Genomic DNA, 15,540 nt, shown 5'->3' on the forward strand with positions numbered 1-15,540 from the left:
TTCGATGAGAGCCGCCTTGCTGATGCTGGCCGTCGTGGTCCTGGTCGCCGGCGGCGTCACGGCCGCCCAGGCGAGCCCCGTCGTGGCCGACGACGGCGCGAAAGTCGTCCAGGAGACCTGGCTCGACGCCCGGACGGTGGACCTGAAGATCGATTCCCCGGCGCTGGGCACCACCGGGATGGTCCGGTTGATCGTGCCCTCCGGCTGGGCCGCGCAGCCCACGCGCACCTGGCCGGTGCTGTTCCTGCTGCACGGCTGCTGCGAGCCGGTCGACTACCAGTCGTGGGACCAGTTCACCGACGTGAAGACGTTCACGGCCACCAAGGACGCGCTCGTCGTGATGCCGACCGACGGCCCGGCCGGGATGTACACGAAGTGGTGGAACTTCGGGCTGTCGAGCAAACCCGACTGGGACACGTTCCACACCGCGGAAGTCCGCCAGATCGTCGAACGCGGCTACCACGGCGGCACCCGCCGGGCGATCGCCGGCCTGTCGATCGGCGGGTACGGCGCGCTGGCCTACGCCTTCCAGCACAAGGGGATGTTCGCCGCGGCGGCGTCGTACTCCGGCGTGCCGAACACGCTCTACCCGGGCATCCCGGTCTGGATCATCGGCATCCTCGCCCGCGCCGGGATCTTCAACTACCTGAACCTGTGGGGCGACTCCTTCGGGATGCAGCCGATCTGGTCGTCGCACAACCCGTACGACCACGTCCAGGACCTGCGCGGCACGGCGCTCTACCTCTCCTGCGGCAACGGGCAGACCGGGCCGCTCGACCCGCCCGGGCAGTCCGATGTGCTCGAACCGTCGGCGTTGCTGTCTTCGCAGAGCTTCACCGACAAGCTGCGGCAGAACGGCATCCCGGCGACGGTCGACTACTACGGGCCGGGCACGCACAGCTGGCCGTACTGGCAGCGGGCCCTGCACAACTCGTGGCCGGTCCTGGCCGGCGCGCTCGGACTCCCCGCCTGAGCCTTCCTTTGCACGATAGAGCCCTTTCCCCGATGGAGGTTGTGGTGAAGTCTGTCCTCTTGCGACGCGCGCTGTCCGCGCTCCTGGGCGTCTCCCTGGCGGCGCTGGGCGTCGTGGCCGCGAGCCCGCCCGCCGGCGCCGTCGCGGCGCCGATCCTGCCCGGCCCGTTCGACGACTCGTTCTACACCCCGCCGTCGCCGCTGCCGGCCGGGAAACCCGGTGACGTCCTGCGCTGGCGCCCGTCGGTGCCACTGCTGAACGCGGCCAACGCCGACGCCTGGCAGGTCATGTACCTCTCGACCGACGCCCGCGGCCTGCCGGACGCGGTGACCGGCACGATCCTGGTGCCGAAGGGCAAGGACCCGGCGGCCGCGCCGATCGTCGGGTACGCCGTCGGCACGCAGGGTCCGGCGTTCAAGTGCACGGCGTCCAAGGCGATGGAACGCGGCACGCTCTACGACCAGCCGGCCATCAACGACTCCTTGTCCAGCGGGTTCGCCGTCGCGGTGACCGACTACGAAGGCTATTCGCCGACGACCACGCCGACCTACATCACGGGTCAGTCCGAGGGACCGGCCGTGATCGACTCGGTGCGCGCGGCGCAGAACCTCCCGGCCGCGAAGCTCGCCAAGACCGCGAAGGTGATCTTCCAGGGGTACTCGCAGGGCGGCGGCGGATCGATGTGGGCGGGGGAGAAGGCACCCTCGTACGCGCCGGAGCTGAACGTCGTCGGCGTCGTCGCGGGCGGCGTGCCGGCCGACCTGACGGAAGTCGCGAAAGGACTCGACGGGTACATCGGCTTCGGTTTCCTGGCGTTCGCCGCGGTCGGGCTCGACGCCGCGTACCCGGACCGAAGCTCGATTCCTTCCTCAACGACACCGGGCGGCAACAGTTGAACGACGCCAAGAAGAACGCGTGCGTCGCGGAACTGCTGCTGAACTACTCGTTCAAGAAGATCAGCGACTACACGACGTCGAACCCGCTGGGCACGCCGCAGTGGCAGGCGCGGCTGGCGCAGAACAAGCTGGGCGCGAACCCGCCGCGGGTGCCGGTGTTCCAGTACCACGCGAGCACCGACGAGATCGTCAACACGCCGCAGGCCGACGCCCTGCACCGGGCGTACTGCGCGGCCGGGGTGCGGGAGCAGTGGCAGACCTACATCTCCGACCACGCCACCGGGATCCTGGCCGGGAACGGGGATGCCCACCAGTGGATCGTCAAGCGGTTCGCCGGTGAGCAGGCCCCGTCCAACTGCTGAGCGTCAGAGCTTGCCCGCGGCGAAGGCGGCGGCGTCGGAGGCGTCGCCGCCATAGCTCAAGTGGGCCAGGAAGTTCGCGCCGCCGGGCTGGCAGATCGGGTCGCCGTCGGCGCAGTAGTCCTTGGTGCGGCTCTGGTACGGCCCGGTCACCTCGCGGCCGATGGCGCGGATCGGGTTGCCGAACAGCAGGACGGCCGCGACCCGCGGGGCCAGCTCCGCCGGGATGGTGGCGACGATCGGGCCGCCGACGACCGCGCCGTCGCTGCTGATGCCGAGGGAGTTGTCGACGACGTTGGCGCCCTGGGAGTAGCCGACCAGGACGAACCGCTGCTGCGGACAGGCCGCGGCCTGCGCCTTGACGTGGTTCACCAGGTCGGTGTTGCCCTTCTGCACCGACGCGGGCTCGCCGAGGTCGGCCGGGTAGTCGACCCGGTAGCCGCTCACCGAACGCGGCCGCACCTGGTTCTGCACGGCCTGGTAAACGGGGTCGCCGACGATGAAGCCGAGCGTGCCGGGTTCGAACGTGCCGCGGGCGACCGGCACGTCGACGTCGGTGCACGGCGCGGCCGACGCCGTGGGGGCGGTGGCGACGGCGAGCCCGGCGGTGGCGAGGCCGGCCGCGACGACGGAGGAAAGCAAGCGAATCATGGCTGATCCCACTTCTGCTGGGGAACCGGAATGTCCGCAAACGCTTTCTCGAAATGCGCCCGAAAGCAAGGGAATCTTCGATCAGCCGGCCGGAATTGTCCGGCCGGTGACAATCAGTCCGATGTGGACACTCAGCTGACGGCGTCGACGCGGTCCAGCAAAGCGGGGTCGAGGCCGCGCAGGGCGGCCATCACGAACCCGGTGGCCAGCTCGCCGGCCGCGATCGGGTCGACGCCGGGGGAGTGGGAGACGTGCATCGCGGCCCGGCCGACCAGGCCGACCATCATCGCGGCCAGCAGGTCCGCGCCCGGCCCGGGCGTGCGGCCGTGCGCGAGCAGGTGCTCCCGCACGCGGTCGACGACGTGCGTGGTGACCGTGTCGGCCAGCGCCCGGCGCTCGTTCGACATCTCGTCGACGGCGGAGTCGAACAGCATCCGGAAGCTGTCCGGGTGGGCACCGGCGTAGCGGAACATGGCCATCACGGCGAGCCGGACGCGGTCTTCGAGAGGGCTCGCGCTCGCGGTTTCGTAGGCGGTGAGGACCCAGTTCCGCAGTACGGCGACCTCCCGGCTCACGGTGGCGCGGAAAAGCGCCGCTTTGTCCCCGAAATGCGCGTACAGCGTCGGTTTGGTGGAGTCGGCGCGGGCGGCGATCAGGTCCATCGTGGCCTGCGCGTACCCGCGTTCGGCGAACACCGCGCGGGCGGCGTCGAGCAGCTCGCCGTCGGTGGGTCGGGAGGCCGGGCTCCGGCGCGTGCTGGATCGATCAGGGGACCGCGGCCTGCTCATGGAGGTGTACTCTACGGTCTCGCTGCTTTACCGCTCGGTAAAGCTGACCCGCCCCGCGAAGGGAGCCCGGTGTCCGGCGACCAAGCTCGGCAGCAAGTCCCGGTGGTGCACGAGGTTTCCGGACGCGCGGAGCTCGCCGCGCTCATGCGCCCGGCGATCCCGTCGCTGGTGGAGTGGATCGTCCGGGAGGTGTGGCAGGCCGTCCCGGTGTACGCCGGGCACGGCCGCGTGACCCGCCACGGCGTCGAGTGCGCGGTGGTCCTGTTCGTCGACCTGGTCGAGGACCCGCTGGCGCCGCGGGACCGGCTGTACGAGACGTGCCGCCGGCTCGGCGCGGGCGAGGCGTACGAGGGCCGGACCCTGGACGACCTGCAGACGGCGTACCGCATCGGCACCCGCGCCGGCTGGCGCTGGATCATGCGCCTGGGCCGCCGGCAACGGCTGTCGTCGGCGGTGATGGCGCGCTTGGCGGAGATGTTGTTCGGCTACGCGGACGAACTGGCGCGGATGTCGGTCCGCGGGCACCGCGAGGCGGAGGCGGAGCTCGGTGGCACGCGGGCGAGCCTGCGCCGTCGCCTGCTGCGCCTGGTCACCGGTCCGGTCGCGCCGACCGACGCGGTCGTGGCCGAGCTCGCGACGGCGGCCGGCTGGCCGGTGCCCGCCGAGGTGGCCGCCGTGGTCCTCGAAGCACCGGTGGAACCGTGCTGGGGACCCGAGGTCCTGGCCGACCTCGAACCGCCGCACCCCTGTCTGGTGGTGCCGGCGCCGGTGGACGAGCGGTTGCTCGCCGCCCTCGGCGTCCGGGCCGCGGTGGGACCGCCGGTCCCGCCGTCGGCATCGGCGCAGTCCCTGCGCTGGGCGCGGACGACGCTGCGGCTGGTGGGCGAGGGCGCGCTTCCGGAAGCCCCGGTGACGTGGTGCGCGAAGCACCTGACGGCGCTGTGGCTGCTCTGCGACCCGGCCCTGGCGGACCAGGTGGCCCGCCAGGAACTGGCCCCGCTGGCGCGGTTCCCGGACCGCACGCGCCGCCGGTTGAGCGAAACCCTGCTGTCGTGGCTGGAAAACGGCGGGAACTCGGAGAAGATCGCGGTGGACTTGTCGGTCCACCCGCAGACGGTCCGGTACCGCGTGCGCCAGCTGAGAGAGGCGTTCGGCGAGCGGCTGGAGGATGCCGAGGCGCGGTTCGCGATGCAAGCGGCCTTGCGTGCCTCGGCCCTCCGGTCTCCGGGTGACCTCAGTTCTTCACCAGGGCGGTGACGGCTTCGGCGAGCGGCGTCGTCGGCCGGCCGATCAGGCGGCGCAGGTCGCCGGAGTCCGACGTCAGCTCGCCTTCGGCGATGCCGCGGTCAGCATCGGCCAGCATGGCCGCGACCGGCTCGGGCAGCCCGGCGCCGACGAGCACCTTGCGGTACTGCTCGCCGGGCAGGTCCTGGTAGGTGACCGGCTTGCCGGCGGCGGCCGTCACGGCGGCGGCGAGGTCGGCGTAGCTCCACGGCTCGTCGCCGGCCAGCTCGTACACCTTGCCCTCGTGGCCTTCGCCGGTCAGGACCTCGACGGCCGCCTCCGCGAAGTCGATCCGCGGGACGCCGCCGAGCTTGCCCTCGCCGGCGCTGCCCACGAAGGACCCGACGGCGAGCGCCTGGGCGATCGTCTGCGCGTAGTTCTCGGTGTACCAGCCGTTGCGCAGGAAGGTGAACGGCACGCCCGACGCGCGGATGGCCTCCTCGGTGGCCTTGTGGTCGGGCGCGACGAACAGCTTCGTCGTGTCGGCGGCCAGGACGCTCGTGTAGGCGAGGTGGCCGACCCCGGCCTCGCGTGCGGCCGTGATGACGGCTTCGTGCTGGGCGAGCCGCTGCCCGGGCGTGCTGCTGGAGATGAGCAGCACCTTGTCCGCGCCGGCGAGGGCCGCGGCGAGGCTCGCCGGGTCGTCGTAGTCGGCCCGCCGCACCTGCACCCCGCGCGCGGCGAACTCGGCGGCCTTCCCGGGATCGCGCACGGCGGCGGCGACCTCGGCGGGCGCGACCTTCTTCAGCAGGCCTTCCACGACCAGGCGGCCGAGCTGGCCGGTGGCACCGGTGACCACGATCATCTGCTGCTCCTCGCTCTCGGATTGCTTACCGTCAGAGTGTACTAACTTTTCGAAAGTGCAAACTGTTGGTGAGTATCCTCACCTGGGCTTGTGCGGCGGGCGCGGTACCGTTGACCCCATGAGCGAGTGGCTGGACGAGCACGGGCAGGTGGTGTTCGACGTGTTCGCCCAGGCGTGCACGTCCCGGGCGACGCTCGAGCACATCACGGGCCGGTGGGGGATCCTGGCGATGGCCGCCCTCCACGACGGCACGCTCCGGTTCAACGCCCTGAGGCGGCGGGTGTCCGGGGTGAGCGAGAAGATGCTGGCCCAGACCCTGCAGGCCCTGGAGCGCGACGGGTTCGTCCACCGCGAGGCCCAGCCGACGATCCCGCCGAAGGTGGAGTACAGCTTGACCCCCCGCGGCCGCCGCACGGCAGCGCTGCTGCTGGCGCTGATCGAGGACGTCGAGGGCCAGATGCCCGAGGTGATGGCGGCCAATGCGGAGTACGACGCCGCCAAGCGCGAGTCGTAACGCGTTCTAGTCCATCGCGACGCCGGCCGCCGCGGTCTTGAATGAGTCATTCAGGACCCCGGGCGCCCTGAATGACTCATTCAAGACGGCTTCGGCCGTCGGCGTCGGGTGGGTCGAGGCCGGGAGCCTTGCCCAAAGTTGGAACGTGTTCTAGTTTTGGGGAGTGAAGACCGATCTGGGCCTGTCCGGCGCCGTAGTCCTGGTGACCGGGGGCGTCCGCGGGGTGGGCCGGGGTGTCACCGACGTCTTCCTCGCCCACGGCGCCCACGTCGTCACCTGCGCCCGGCGCGAGACCGCCACCGACGCCGAGTTCGTCCGGTGCGACGTCCGGGACGAAACCCAGGTCAAGACCCTCATCGACGGCATCGTCGAGCACCACGGCCGCCTCGACGTCGTCGTCAACAACGCCGGTGGTGCCCCCTTCGCCCCCGCCGCCACCGCCTCGCCGCGGCTGCACGACAAGGTCGTCCAGCTCAACCTGCTCGCCCCGCTCCTGGTCTCGCAGCACGCCAACGCCGTCATGCAACGCCAGGACGGAGGCGGCTCCATCGTGATGATCTCCAGCGTCAGCGGCACGCGCGCGTCGCCCGGGACCGCCGCCTACGGGGCCGCCAAAGCCGGGCTCGACAACCTCACCGCCAGCCTCGCCGTCGAGTGGGCGCCCAAGGTGCGGGTCAACGCCCTCGACGTCGGCATGGTGCGCACCGAACGGGCCCACCTGCACTACGGCAGTGAGGCCGCCGTCGAAGCGGTCGGGAAGACCGTGCCGCTCGGCCGGCTGGCCGAGCCCGCGGAAGTGGGCGCCTGCGCCGCTTTCCTCGCCTCCGGCCTCGCTTCCTACGTCTCCGGCGCGACCCTGCTCGTGCACGGCGGGGGAGAGGTCCCGGCGTTCCTCGCCGCGGCCGACGTCAACCAACGGGAGGATTCGTGAGCGGGTTGTGCCAGGACCGGGTGGTCGTGGTGACCGGCGCCGGCCGCGGCATCGGGCGGGCCCACGCCCTCGCCTTCGCCGCCGAGGGCGCGCCGGTCGTCGTCAACGACGTGGACGGGGACGCGACCGCGGAAGTCGTCGCCGAGATCGAAGCCCTGGGCGGGAAAGCCGTGGCCGACACCTCCGACGTCGCCGACTGGGCCGGGGCGAAGACCCTCATCGACAGCGCGCTGGCGCACTTCGGCCGCCTCGACGTGCTGGTCAACAACGCGGGGTTCGTCCGGGACCGGATGCTGGTCAACCTCGGCGAGGACGAGTGGGACGCCGTCGTCCGCGTGCACCTCAAAGGCCACTTCGCCCCACTGAGGCACGCCGCCGAACACTGGCGGGCCGAGGCGAAAGCCGGGCGCACGCCGAGCGCGCGCGTCATCAACACCAGTTCCGGCGCCGGGCTGCTGGGCAGCGTCGGCCAGGGCAACTATTCGGCGGCGAAAGCCGGTATCGCCGGGCTGACCGTCGTGGCGGCGGCCGAGCTGGCGCGCTACGGGGTGACCGTCAACGCGATCGCGCCGGCCGCGCGGACCCGGATGACCGAGGCGGTGTTCGCCACGATGGCGCGTCCGGACGAAGGCTTCGACGCGATGGCACCGGAGAACGTCTCGCCGCTGGTGGTCTGGCTCGGCAGCGAGGAGTCCGCGCACGTCACCGGCCGCGTCTTCGAGGTCGAGGGCGGCAAGGTGTCCCTCGCCCAGGCGTGGCGCCACGGGCCGGTCGTGGACAAGGGCGAGCGCTGGGACCCCGCCGAGCTCGGCCCGGTCGTGAAGGACCTGCTCGAGCGCGCGCCCGAGCCCGAACCCGTCTACGGAGCGAGCTGATGGCGATCCTCACCAAGCGCGACGGGCACGTCGAGGTCGTCACCGTCGACTTCCCGCCGGTCAACGCGCTGCCCGTGCAGGGCTGGTTCGACCTGGCCGAGACCATCCTCAAGGCCGGGAAGGACCCCGACGTCCACGTCGTGATCCTCCGCGCCGAAGGCCGCGGGTTCAACGCGGGTGTGGACATCAAGGAGATCCAGCGCAGCGAAGGGTACGACGCGCTCGTCGGCGCGAACCGGGGCTGCTACGCGGCTTTCGGCGCGGTCTACGACTGCGCGGTCCCGGTTGTCGCCGCCGTGCACGGCTTCTGCCTCGGCGGCGGCATCGGGCTGGTCGGCAACGCCGACGTCATCCTCGCTTCCGACGACGCCACCTTCGGCGTCCCCGAGGTCGAACGCGGCGCGCTCGGCGCTGCGACCCACCTGGCGCGGCTCGTGCCGCAGCACCTCATGCGCACCCTCTACTTCACCGCCCGCACCATCACCGCCGCCGAACTGCACGCGCACGGCTCGGTCTACCAGGTCGTCCCGCGCGCGGAGCTGGACGACGCCGCCCTGGCCGTCGCCCGGGACATCGCGAAGAAGGACCCACGGGTCATCCGGGCGGCCAAGGAGGCGCTGAACGGCATCGACACCCAGCAGGTGCACCGCAGCTACCGGTTCGAGCAGGGCTTCACCTTCGAGCTCAACCTGCTCGGCGCGTCCGACGAAGCCCGCGAGGAGTTCTTGAATGGCCGATAAGCGCACGACCGCCGACGAGGTGGCGGCCGAGCTGAAGGACGGCATGACGATCGGGATCGGCGGCTGGGGCTCGCGGCGCAAGCCGATGGCTCTGGTCCGCGCGATCCTCCGCACCCCGGTCAAGGACCTCACGGTCGTCTCGTACGGCGGCCCGGACGTCGGGTTGCTGTGCGCGGCGGGCAAAGTCAAGCGCGTGGTCTTCGGGTTCGTGACCCTGGACTCGATCCCGTTCGACCCGTGGTTCGGCCGCGCCCGCGAGACCGGCGCCATCGCCGTCACCGAGTACGACGAGGGCATGTTCGGCGCCGCGCTTTCGGCTGCCGCGCAACGGCTTCCGTTCTTGCCGATGCGCGCCGGCCTCGGCTCGGAGGTGATGCGCGCCAACCCGGACCTGCGCACCGTGCGCTCGCCCTACGCCGACGGCGAAGAGCTTGTGGCGGTGCCGGCGCAGCGTCTGGACGTCGCGCTCGTGCACCTCAACCGCGCCGACGTCCGCGGCAACGCCCAGTACCTCGGCCCGGACCCGTACTTCGACGACTTGTTCTGCCTGGCTGCGGACAAGCGTTTCGTGTCGGTGGAAAAGGTCGTCGACACGACCGAGCTGACGGCGGGCGGGCCGGTGCAGTCGCTGCTGCTCAACCGCGGCAGCGTGGACGGCGTCGTCGAGTCCCCGCGCGGCGCGCACTTCACCACGGCCGTGCCGGATTACGGCCGCGACGAACGGTTCCAGCGCCACTACGCGGCCTGTGCCAAGGACCTCGACGCGTGGCCGGGCTTCGCGGACCGGTTCCTCTCCGGCGACGAACCCACGTATCTGTCCGAAGTGGACAAGTTCGAGGCGGAGGTGGCATGAGCGCGACCCGGGCCGAAATCGTCGTCGTGGCGATGGCCGAGGTGTTCCGCGGCGACGGCGAGATCGTCGTCAGCCCGATGGGCCTGGTCCCGCAGCTGGGCGCCAAGCTCGCGCGGCTGACGTTCGAACCCGACCTCCTGATGTCCGACGGCGAGGCCTACCTCATGACGACCGACGGCGTGGTCGAGGGCTGGCAACCGTTCCGCAAGATGCTCGACACGATCGTCCCGCACGGGCGGCGGCACGTCGTGATGGGCGCCAACCAGATCGACCGGTACGGCAACCAGAACATCTCCGCCATCGGCGACCACGCGCGGCCGAAGAAGCAGCTCCTCGGCGTCCGCGGCGCGCCGGGCAACACGGTCAACCACCGCACCAGCTACTGGGTTCCCCGGCACTCCACGCGGGTCTTCGTGGACACAGTGGACGTCGTGTCGGGCGTCGGCTACGACAGCGCCGCCAAAGCCGGGCCGTCGGCGCAGAAGTACCACGACGTCCACCGGGTCGTCACGAACCTCGGGGTGTTCGGCTTCGGGGGTGCCGACCACGCGATGCGCGCGGTGTCGCTGCACCCCGGCGTCACCCGCGACGAGGTCACGGCGGCCACGACGTTCGAGATCGACTTCTCCGGCGTCGAGACCAGCCGCGAGCCGACCGGCGAAGAACTGCGGCTGCTCCGCGAGGTCGTGGATCCGAAGAGCTTGCGCGACAAGGAAGTCCCGGCGTGAAGACCGCGCTGACCGAGCTGGTCGGGGTCGAGCACCCGGTCGTGCAGACCGGGATGGGCTGGGTCGCCGGCCCGCGGCTCGTCTCGGCGACGGCCGAGGCGGGCGCGCTCGGCATCCTCGCGTCGGCCACGATGACCTTCGCCGAGCTGGAAGCCGCGATCACCGAAGTCAAGAAACGCACGGAAAAGCCGTTCGGCGTCAACCTGCGGGCCGACGCGGCCGACGCCGGCGACCGGGTCGACCTGCTGATCCGCGAGGGTGTCAAGGTGGCGTCGTTCGCGCTCGCCCCGCGCCGGGAGATGATCGCGAAACTGCGGGACCACGGGATCGTGGTGATCCCGTCGATCGGTGCCGCGCGGCACGCCGAGAAGGTCGCCGCCTGGGGCGCCGACGCCGTCATCGTCCAGGGCGGCGAAGGCGGCGGGCACACCGGGGGAGTGGCGACGACGCTGCTGCTGCCGTCGGTGCTGGACGCCGTCGACATCCCGGTCGTCGCCGCCGGCGGCTTCTTCGACGGCCGCGGCCTCGCCGCCGCCCTGGCCTACGGCGCCGCGGGGGTCGCGATGGGCACCCGGTTCCTGCTGAGCAAGGAGAGCACGGTCCCCGACGACGTCAAGCGCGTCTACCTCGAGCAGGGTCTCACCGGGACGGTCGTCACCCGGCGCGTCGACGGCCTGCCGCACCGGGTGCTGCGCACCGACCTCGTCGAGAAGCTCGAACGCACCGGGCGCCTGCGCGGGCTCGCGCAGGCCGCGCGCAACGCGCTGCGGTTCCGGAATATCACCGGACTGTCCCCGGTTGCCATGGTCAAAGAAGGCCTTGCGATGAAGCACGGCAACGATCTGACCTGGAGTCAGCTGGTCATGGCGGCCAACACCCCGATGCTGTTGCGGGCGGGGCTGGTCGAGGGCCGGACGGACGCGGGAGTGCTAGCGTCGGGACAGGTGGTGGGCATGATCCACGACCTGCCCACGGTGGCCGGGATCGTCGAGGGCACAGTGGCCGAGGCAGGTGAGATCCTGCGGCGACTCGGCCGGGAAACGGGAGGATGAGCGTGGCGCTCAAGGTCGGTTACAAGGCGTCGGCGGAGCAGTTCGGGCCGCGGGACCTGGTCGAGTACGCGGTGCGTGCCGAAGAGGTCGGCCTCGACTCGGTCTGGGTGTCGGACCACTTCCTGCCGTGGCGGCACGAGGGCGGCCACGCGCCGTGGGCGCTGGCGTGGATGCCGGCGGTCGCCGAGCGCACGAAGCGGGTGCAGATCGGCACGAGCGTGCTGACCCCGACGTTCCGGTACAACCCGGCCGTGATCGCCCAGGCGTTCGCGACGATGTCGCTGCTGTCGAACGGCCGCGTGATCCTCGGCGTCGGCTCCGGCGAGGCGCTGAACGAAATCGCCGTCTCCGGGCGCGAATGGCCGGAGTTCAAGGAGCGCTTCGCCCGCCTGCGCGAGTCGATCAAGCTGATCCGCGAGCTGTGGACCAGCGACAACGTGAACTTCAAGGGCGACTACTACGAGCTGGTGGACGCCAAGATCTACGACCGGCCGGAGCAGCCGGTGCCGGTGTACATCGCCGCGGGCGGCCCGGTGGTGGCCAAGTACGCGGGCCGCGCGGGCGACGGCTTCATCTGCACGTCGGGCAAGGGCATGGACCTCTACACCGAGAAGCTGATGCCCGCGGTGAAGGAAGGTGCCGAGGCGGCCGGGAAGTCCGTCGAGGACGTCGACCGGACGATCGAGATCAAGCTGTCCTACGACCGCGACCACGAGAAGGCCCTGGAGAACACCCGGTTCTGGGCGCCGCTGTCGCTGTCGGCGGAGCAGAAGCACAGCGTGTCTTCGGCCGAGGAGATGGAGCGGCTCGCCGACGAGCTGCCGATCGAGCAGGTCGCCAAGCGGTGGATCGTGGCGTCGGACCCGGACGAGGCCGTGGCGCAGATCAAGCCGTACCTGGACGCGGGCTTGAACCACCTGGTCTTCCACGGCCCGGGGCACGACCAGGAGCGCTTCCTGAGTCAGTTCTCCGAGGACGTGCTCCCGAAGCTGCGCGCCCTGGGCTGATCACAGCCGTTCGATGATGGTGACGTTGGCGGTGCCGCCGCCTTCGCACATCGTCTGCAGGCCGTACCGCCCCTCGCGGCGCTCCAGCTCGTGCAGGAGCGTCGCGAGGAGCTTCGTCCCGGTCGCCCCGATCGGGTGGCCGAGGGCGATCCCGCCGCCGTTGACGTTGACCCGCGCCGGGTCCGCGCCGGTTTCGTCCAGCCACGCCAGCACCACGCTGGCGAACGCCTCGTTGACCTCGAACAGGTCGATGTCCTCGATGGTGAGCCCCGCGCGACGCAGGGCGTGGGACGTCGCCGGGATCGGGCCGGTCAGCATCCACACCGGGTCGGCCGCGCGCACCGACAGGTGGTGGATCCGCGCTCGCGGTGTCAGGCCGTGCTCCTTCACGAACGCTTCCGACGCCAGCAGTGCGGCGCTCGCGCCGTCGGAGATCTGGCTGGCCACCGCCGCCGTCAGGCGCGACCCCTCGCTCAGCGGCTTCAACCCGCGCATCCGCTCCAGTGACGTGTCCCGGCGCGGCCCCTCGTCGTGCCGGAAGCCGTCCACCTCCGCGACTTCCGCGTCGAACCGGCCGGCATCGATCGCGGCCAGGGCCCGCTGGTGGCTGCGGAACGCGTACTCCTCCATGGCCTCCCGGCCGATGTCCCAGTGCTCGGCGATCATGTCGGCGCTGCGGAACTGCGACACCTCGACGCTGCCGTAGCGCTCCTGCCAGCCCTTCGAACCGGAGAACGGGTCGTCGAATCCGTACTCCCGCCCGGCCAGCATCGCCGCGCTGATCGGGATGCGGCTCATGTTCTGCACACCCCCGGCCAGGACGAGGTCCTGCGTGCCGGACATGACGGCCTGCGCCGCGAAGTGCACCGCCTGCTGGCTCGACCCGCACTGCCGGTCGACCGTCACCCCGGGCACGTGGTCGGGGTAGCCGGCCGCGAGCCACGCGGTGCGCGCGATGTTGCCCGACTGCGGGCCCAGGGTGTCGGTGCAGCCGAGGATGACGTCGTCGACGAGGTCCGGGTCGACGCCGGCGCGTTCGACGACCGCCCGGATGACGTGCGCGCCGAGGTCGGCGGAGTGCCACCCGGACAGCGCGCCGCCGCGCCGGCCGACCGGCGTGCGGACGGCGTCGAGGAGGAAGGCTTCGGGCACGAGTGCTCCTAGGGGTGCTGGCTGGAGACGGAGACGACTTCGCCGGTGAGGTAGCTCGCGTAGTCGCTGGCGAGGAAGACCATGACGTTGGCGACTTCCCACGGTTCGGCCGCGCGGCCGAACGCCTCGCGTTTCGTGAGGTCGTCGAGGAGTTCGTCGCTGGTGACCTTGGCCAGGAACGGGTGCATGGCCAGGCTCGGCGCGACGGCGTTGATCCGGACGCCGTGCTCGGCGGCGTCGAGGGCCGAACACCGGGTCAGCGCCATGACGCCGGCTTTCGCGGCGGCGTAGTGGGCCTGCCCGGCTTGGGCGCGCCAGCCGATCACCGACGCGTTGTTGACGATCGCCCCGCCGCCGCCCTGCGCGACGAACTGCTTCAGCGCCGCCCGCGTGCAGCGGAACGTCCCGGTGAGGGTGATGTCGAGGACGCGGGACCACTCGTCGTCGGTCATGTCCAGGACCGATTTCGTGCCGCCCAGACCCGCGTTGTTGACCATCACGTCGATCCGTCCGAAGTGGTCCACCGCGCCGTCGATGAGTGCCTGGACCTGGGCCTCGGCCGTGACGTCGCAAGGAATCGCGTGCACCTTGCCGAGTTCGGCCAGCTCGGCCGCCTTCTCGCCGAGCCGCCGTTCGTGCCAGTCGCTGATCACCACCTGAGCGCCCTCTTCGAGGCACCGGCGTGCCACGGCCGAGCCGATGCCGGTGCCGGCCGCGGCGGTGACCACGACGACCTTGCCGGACAACAGGTCGTGGCCGGGTGGGTACTGCGGGATCACGGGCGTGCCTCCCTGGGCAGGCCGAGCACGCGCTCGGCGATGATGTTCCGCTCGATTTCGTCCGACCCGCCGTAGATGGTGTCGGCGCGGGTGAACAGGTAGAGCCGCTGGGCGTCGTCCAATTCGTCTCCGGAGGCGACCAGCGAACGCGCTCCGCGGGCCCGCATGGCGAGTTCGCCGAGCCCGCGGTGCCACTGCGCCCAGAGGAGCTTCCCGACGGCGACCTCCGGCCCGGCCGGGCGGCCCAGCGTCCGCAGGGCGTGGGCGCGCAGGACGCGCAGGCCGAGGCGGGCGCGGGTGAGGTCGGCGCGCAGGAGCGGGTCGTCGTAGGTGCCGAGCCGCTTGGCTTCGGCGGTGATGTCGTCGAGTTCGCGGCGGAACCCGATCTGCTGGCCGAGCGTGGAAACCCCACGCTCGAAGCCCAGGGTGGCCATGGCGATCTTCCAGCCCTCGCCCGGTTCGCCGACGACCAGGTCGGCCGGGGTGCGGGCGTCGTCGAAGAAGACTTCGTTGAACTCCGACGTCCCGGTCAGCTGCTGGATCGGCCGCACGGTCACGCCGTCCTGGCGCAGCGGTACCAGCAGGTAGGACAGCCCGTGGTGGCGCTGCGACCCCGGTTCGGTCCGGGCGACGACGAAGCACCAGTCGGCCACGTGGGCCAGGGACGTCCAGATCTTCTGGCCGTTGACGACCCAGTCGCCGTCGCGCCGGACCGCGGACGTCGAAACCGCGGCCAGGTCGGAGCCGGCGCCGGGCTCGGAGTAGCCCTGGCACCAGAGTTCTTCGACGCTGACGATCTTGGGCAGGAACCGTTGTTGCTGCTCAGGCGTGCCGAAGGCGATGAGCGTCGGGCCGAGCAGCTGCTCACCGATGTGGTTGACGCGCGCGGGCGCGCCCGAGGCCGCGTACTCCTCGTGGAACGCGACCTGCTCGTCGAGCGAGAGGCCGCGGCCGCCGTGCTCGGCCGGCCAGCCGACGCACGTCCAGCCCGCGGCGGCGAGGTGGCGTTCCCAGGCCAGGCGCAGGTCGAAGGCCTCGTGCTCGCGGCCCGGACCGCCGAGGCCCCGCAGCCGCGCGAAGTCCCCGGTCAGGTTGTCCGCGAGCCAGCCCGCGACCTCGCGGCGGAATCGCGTCGGTTCCACGCACGCCTCCT

The 15,540-nt window shown here is 71.5% G+C and carries 16 protein-coding genes and 1 pseudogene; 11 read left to right on the forward strand and 6 right to left on the reverse strand.

What is annotated here, in order from left to right:
• Positions 1–4: 4 nt before the first annotated feature.
• Positions 5–973, forward strand: a complete 969-nt coding sequence (locus tag ACERZO_RS05350; protein WP_372662584.1) for an alpha/beta hydrolase — start codon at positions 5–7, stop codon at positions 971–973.
• Positions 974–1,005: 32 nt separating this feature from the next.
• Positions 1,006–2,231 (forward strand): annotated as a pseudogene (locus ACERZO_RS05355) (lipase family protein).
• Positions 2,232–2,234: 3 nt separating this feature from the next.
• Here ACERZO_RS05355 and ACERZO_RS05360 read toward each other — a convergent pair.
• Entirely contained in the window at positions 2,235–2,879 is a 645-nt protein-coding gene (locus tag ACERZO_RS05360; protein ID WP_372662587.1) for a cutinase family protein, read from the reverse strand.
• Between the two features lie 131 nt (positions 2,880–3,010).
• Positions 3,011–3,667 carry a TetR/AcrR family transcriptional regulator gene (locus tag ACERZO_RS05365; RefSeq protein ID WP_372662591.1) on the reverse strand — a complete coding sequence of 219 codons (657 nt, stop codon included), beginning with the start codon at positions 3,665–3,667 and terminating at the stop codon, positions 3,011–3,013.
• A 69-nt stretch (positions 3,668–3,736) separates the two neighbouring features.
• Between ACERZO_RS05365 and ACERZO_RS05370 the strand changes: the two genes are divergently transcribed.
• Positions 3,737–4,924 (forward strand): helix-turn-helix domain-containing protein, encoded by a 1,188-nt coding sequence (locus ACERZO_RS05370; RefSeq protein WP_372662594.1) that lies wholly within the window; start codon positions 3,737–3,739, stop codon positions 4,922–4,924.
• Here ACERZO_RS05370 and ACERZO_RS05375 read toward each other — a convergent pair.
• Positions 4,902–5,756 carry an SDR family oxidoreductase gene (locus tag ACERZO_RS05375; protein ID WP_372662596.1) on the reverse strand — a complete coding sequence of 285 codons (855 nt, stop codon included), beginning with the start codon at positions 5,754–5,756 and terminating at the stop codon, positions 4,902–4,904. The genes ACERZO_RS05370 and ACERZO_RS05375 overlap by 23 nt on opposite strands.
• Positions 5,757–5,874: 118 nt before the next feature.
• Between ACERZO_RS05375 and ACERZO_RS05380 the strand changes: the two genes are divergently transcribed.
• The 8 genes from ACERZO_RS05380 to fgd all read left to right on the forward strand — a co-directional run bounded on the left by ACERZO_RS05380 (position 5,875) and on the right by fgd (position 12,456).
• Entirely contained in the window at positions 5,875–6,270 is a 396-nt protein-coding gene (locus tag ACERZO_RS05380) for a winged helix-turn-helix transcriptional regulator (RefSeq protein ID WP_372662599.1), read from the forward strand.
• 163 nt (positions 6,271–6,433) lie between these two features.
• Positions 6,434–7,201, forward strand: a complete 768-nt coding sequence (locus ACERZO_RS05385) for an SDR family oxidoreductase (protein ID WP_372662602.1) — start codon at positions 6,434–6,436, stop codon at positions 7,199–7,201.
• Positions 7,198–8,076: an SDR family oxidoreductase gene (locus tag ACERZO_RS05390; RefSeq protein ID WP_372662605.1), complete on the forward strand. Its 879-nt coding sequence runs from the start codon at positions 7,198–7,200 to the stop codon at positions 8,074–8,076. The genes ACERZO_RS05385 and ACERZO_RS05390 overlap by 4 nt, the downstream gene beginning before the upstream one ends.
• Positions 8,076–8,816: an enoyl-CoA hydratase family protein gene (locus ACERZO_RS05395; RefSeq protein ID WP_372662608.1), complete on the forward strand. Its 741-nt coding sequence runs from the start codon at positions 8,076–8,078 to the stop codon at positions 8,814–8,816. The genes ACERZO_RS05390 and ACERZO_RS05395 overlap by 1 nt, the downstream gene beginning before the upstream one ends.
• Positions 8,806–9,669, forward strand: a complete 864-nt coding sequence (locus tag ACERZO_RS05400; RefSeq protein WP_372662613.1) for a CoA transferase subunit A — start codon at positions 8,806–8,808, stop codon at positions 9,667–9,669. Before ACERZO_RS05395 ends, ACERZO_RS05400 begins: the two co-directional genes overlap by 11 nt.
• Positions 9,666–10,397, forward strand: a complete 732-nt coding sequence (locus ACERZO_RS05405; protein ID WP_372662616.1) for a CoA-transferase subunit beta — start codon at positions 9,666–9,668, stop codon at positions 10,395–10,397. The genes ACERZO_RS05400 and ACERZO_RS05405 overlap by 4 nt, the downstream gene beginning before the upstream one ends.
• Positions 10,394–11,449, forward strand: coding sequence for an NAD(P)H-dependent flavin oxidoreductase (locus ACERZO_RS05410; RefSeq protein WP_372662619.1), 1,056 nt, complete (start codon positions 10,394–10,396; stop codon positions 11,447–11,449). Before ACERZO_RS05405 ends, ACERZO_RS05410 begins: the two co-directional genes overlap by 4 nt.
• A gap of 2 nt (positions 11,450–11,451) precedes the next feature.
• Complete coding sequence (fgd, locus tag ACERZO_RS05415) at positions 11,452–12,456, forward strand: glucose-6-phosphate dehydrogenase (coenzyme-F420) (protein ID WP_372662622.1); 1,005 nt, start codon at positions 11,452–11,454, stop codon at positions 12,454–12,456.
• On the opposite strand, the gene ACERZO_RS05420 is transcribed toward fgd, so the two are convergent.
• From ACERZO_RS05420 to ACERZO_RS05430, 3 genes are read right to left on the reverse strand one after another with little or no spacing between them, the layout of a single operon-like run.
• Positions 12,457–13,608 (reverse strand): acetyl-CoA C-acetyltransferase, encoded by a 1,152-nt coding sequence (locus tag ACERZO_RS05420; protein ID WP_372662624.1) that lies wholly within the window; start codon positions 13,606–13,608, stop codon positions 12,457–12,459.
• An 8-nt stretch (positions 13,609–13,616) separates the two neighbouring features.
• Positions 13,617–14,387, reverse strand: a complete 771-nt coding sequence (locus ACERZO_RS05425; RefSeq protein WP_372662627.1) for an SDR family oxidoreductase — start codon at positions 14,385–14,387, stop codon at positions 13,617–13,619.
• Positions 14,384–15,529, reverse strand: coding sequence for an acyl-CoA dehydrogenase family protein (locus ACERZO_RS05430; RefSeq protein WP_372662629.1), 1,146 nt, complete (start codon positions 15,527–15,529; stop codon positions 14,384–14,386). The genes ACERZO_RS05425 and ACERZO_RS05430 overlap by 4 nt, the downstream gene beginning before the upstream one ends.
• Between the last annotated feature and the right edge of the window lie 11 nt (positions 15,530–15,540).

The sequence above is a fragment of the Amycolatopsis kentuckyensis genome, assembly GCF_041679295.1.
Taxonomy (GTDB): domain Bacteria; phylum Actinomycetota; class Actinomycetes; order Mycobacteriales; family Pseudonocardiaceae; genus Amycolatopsis; species Amycolatopsis kentuckyensis_A.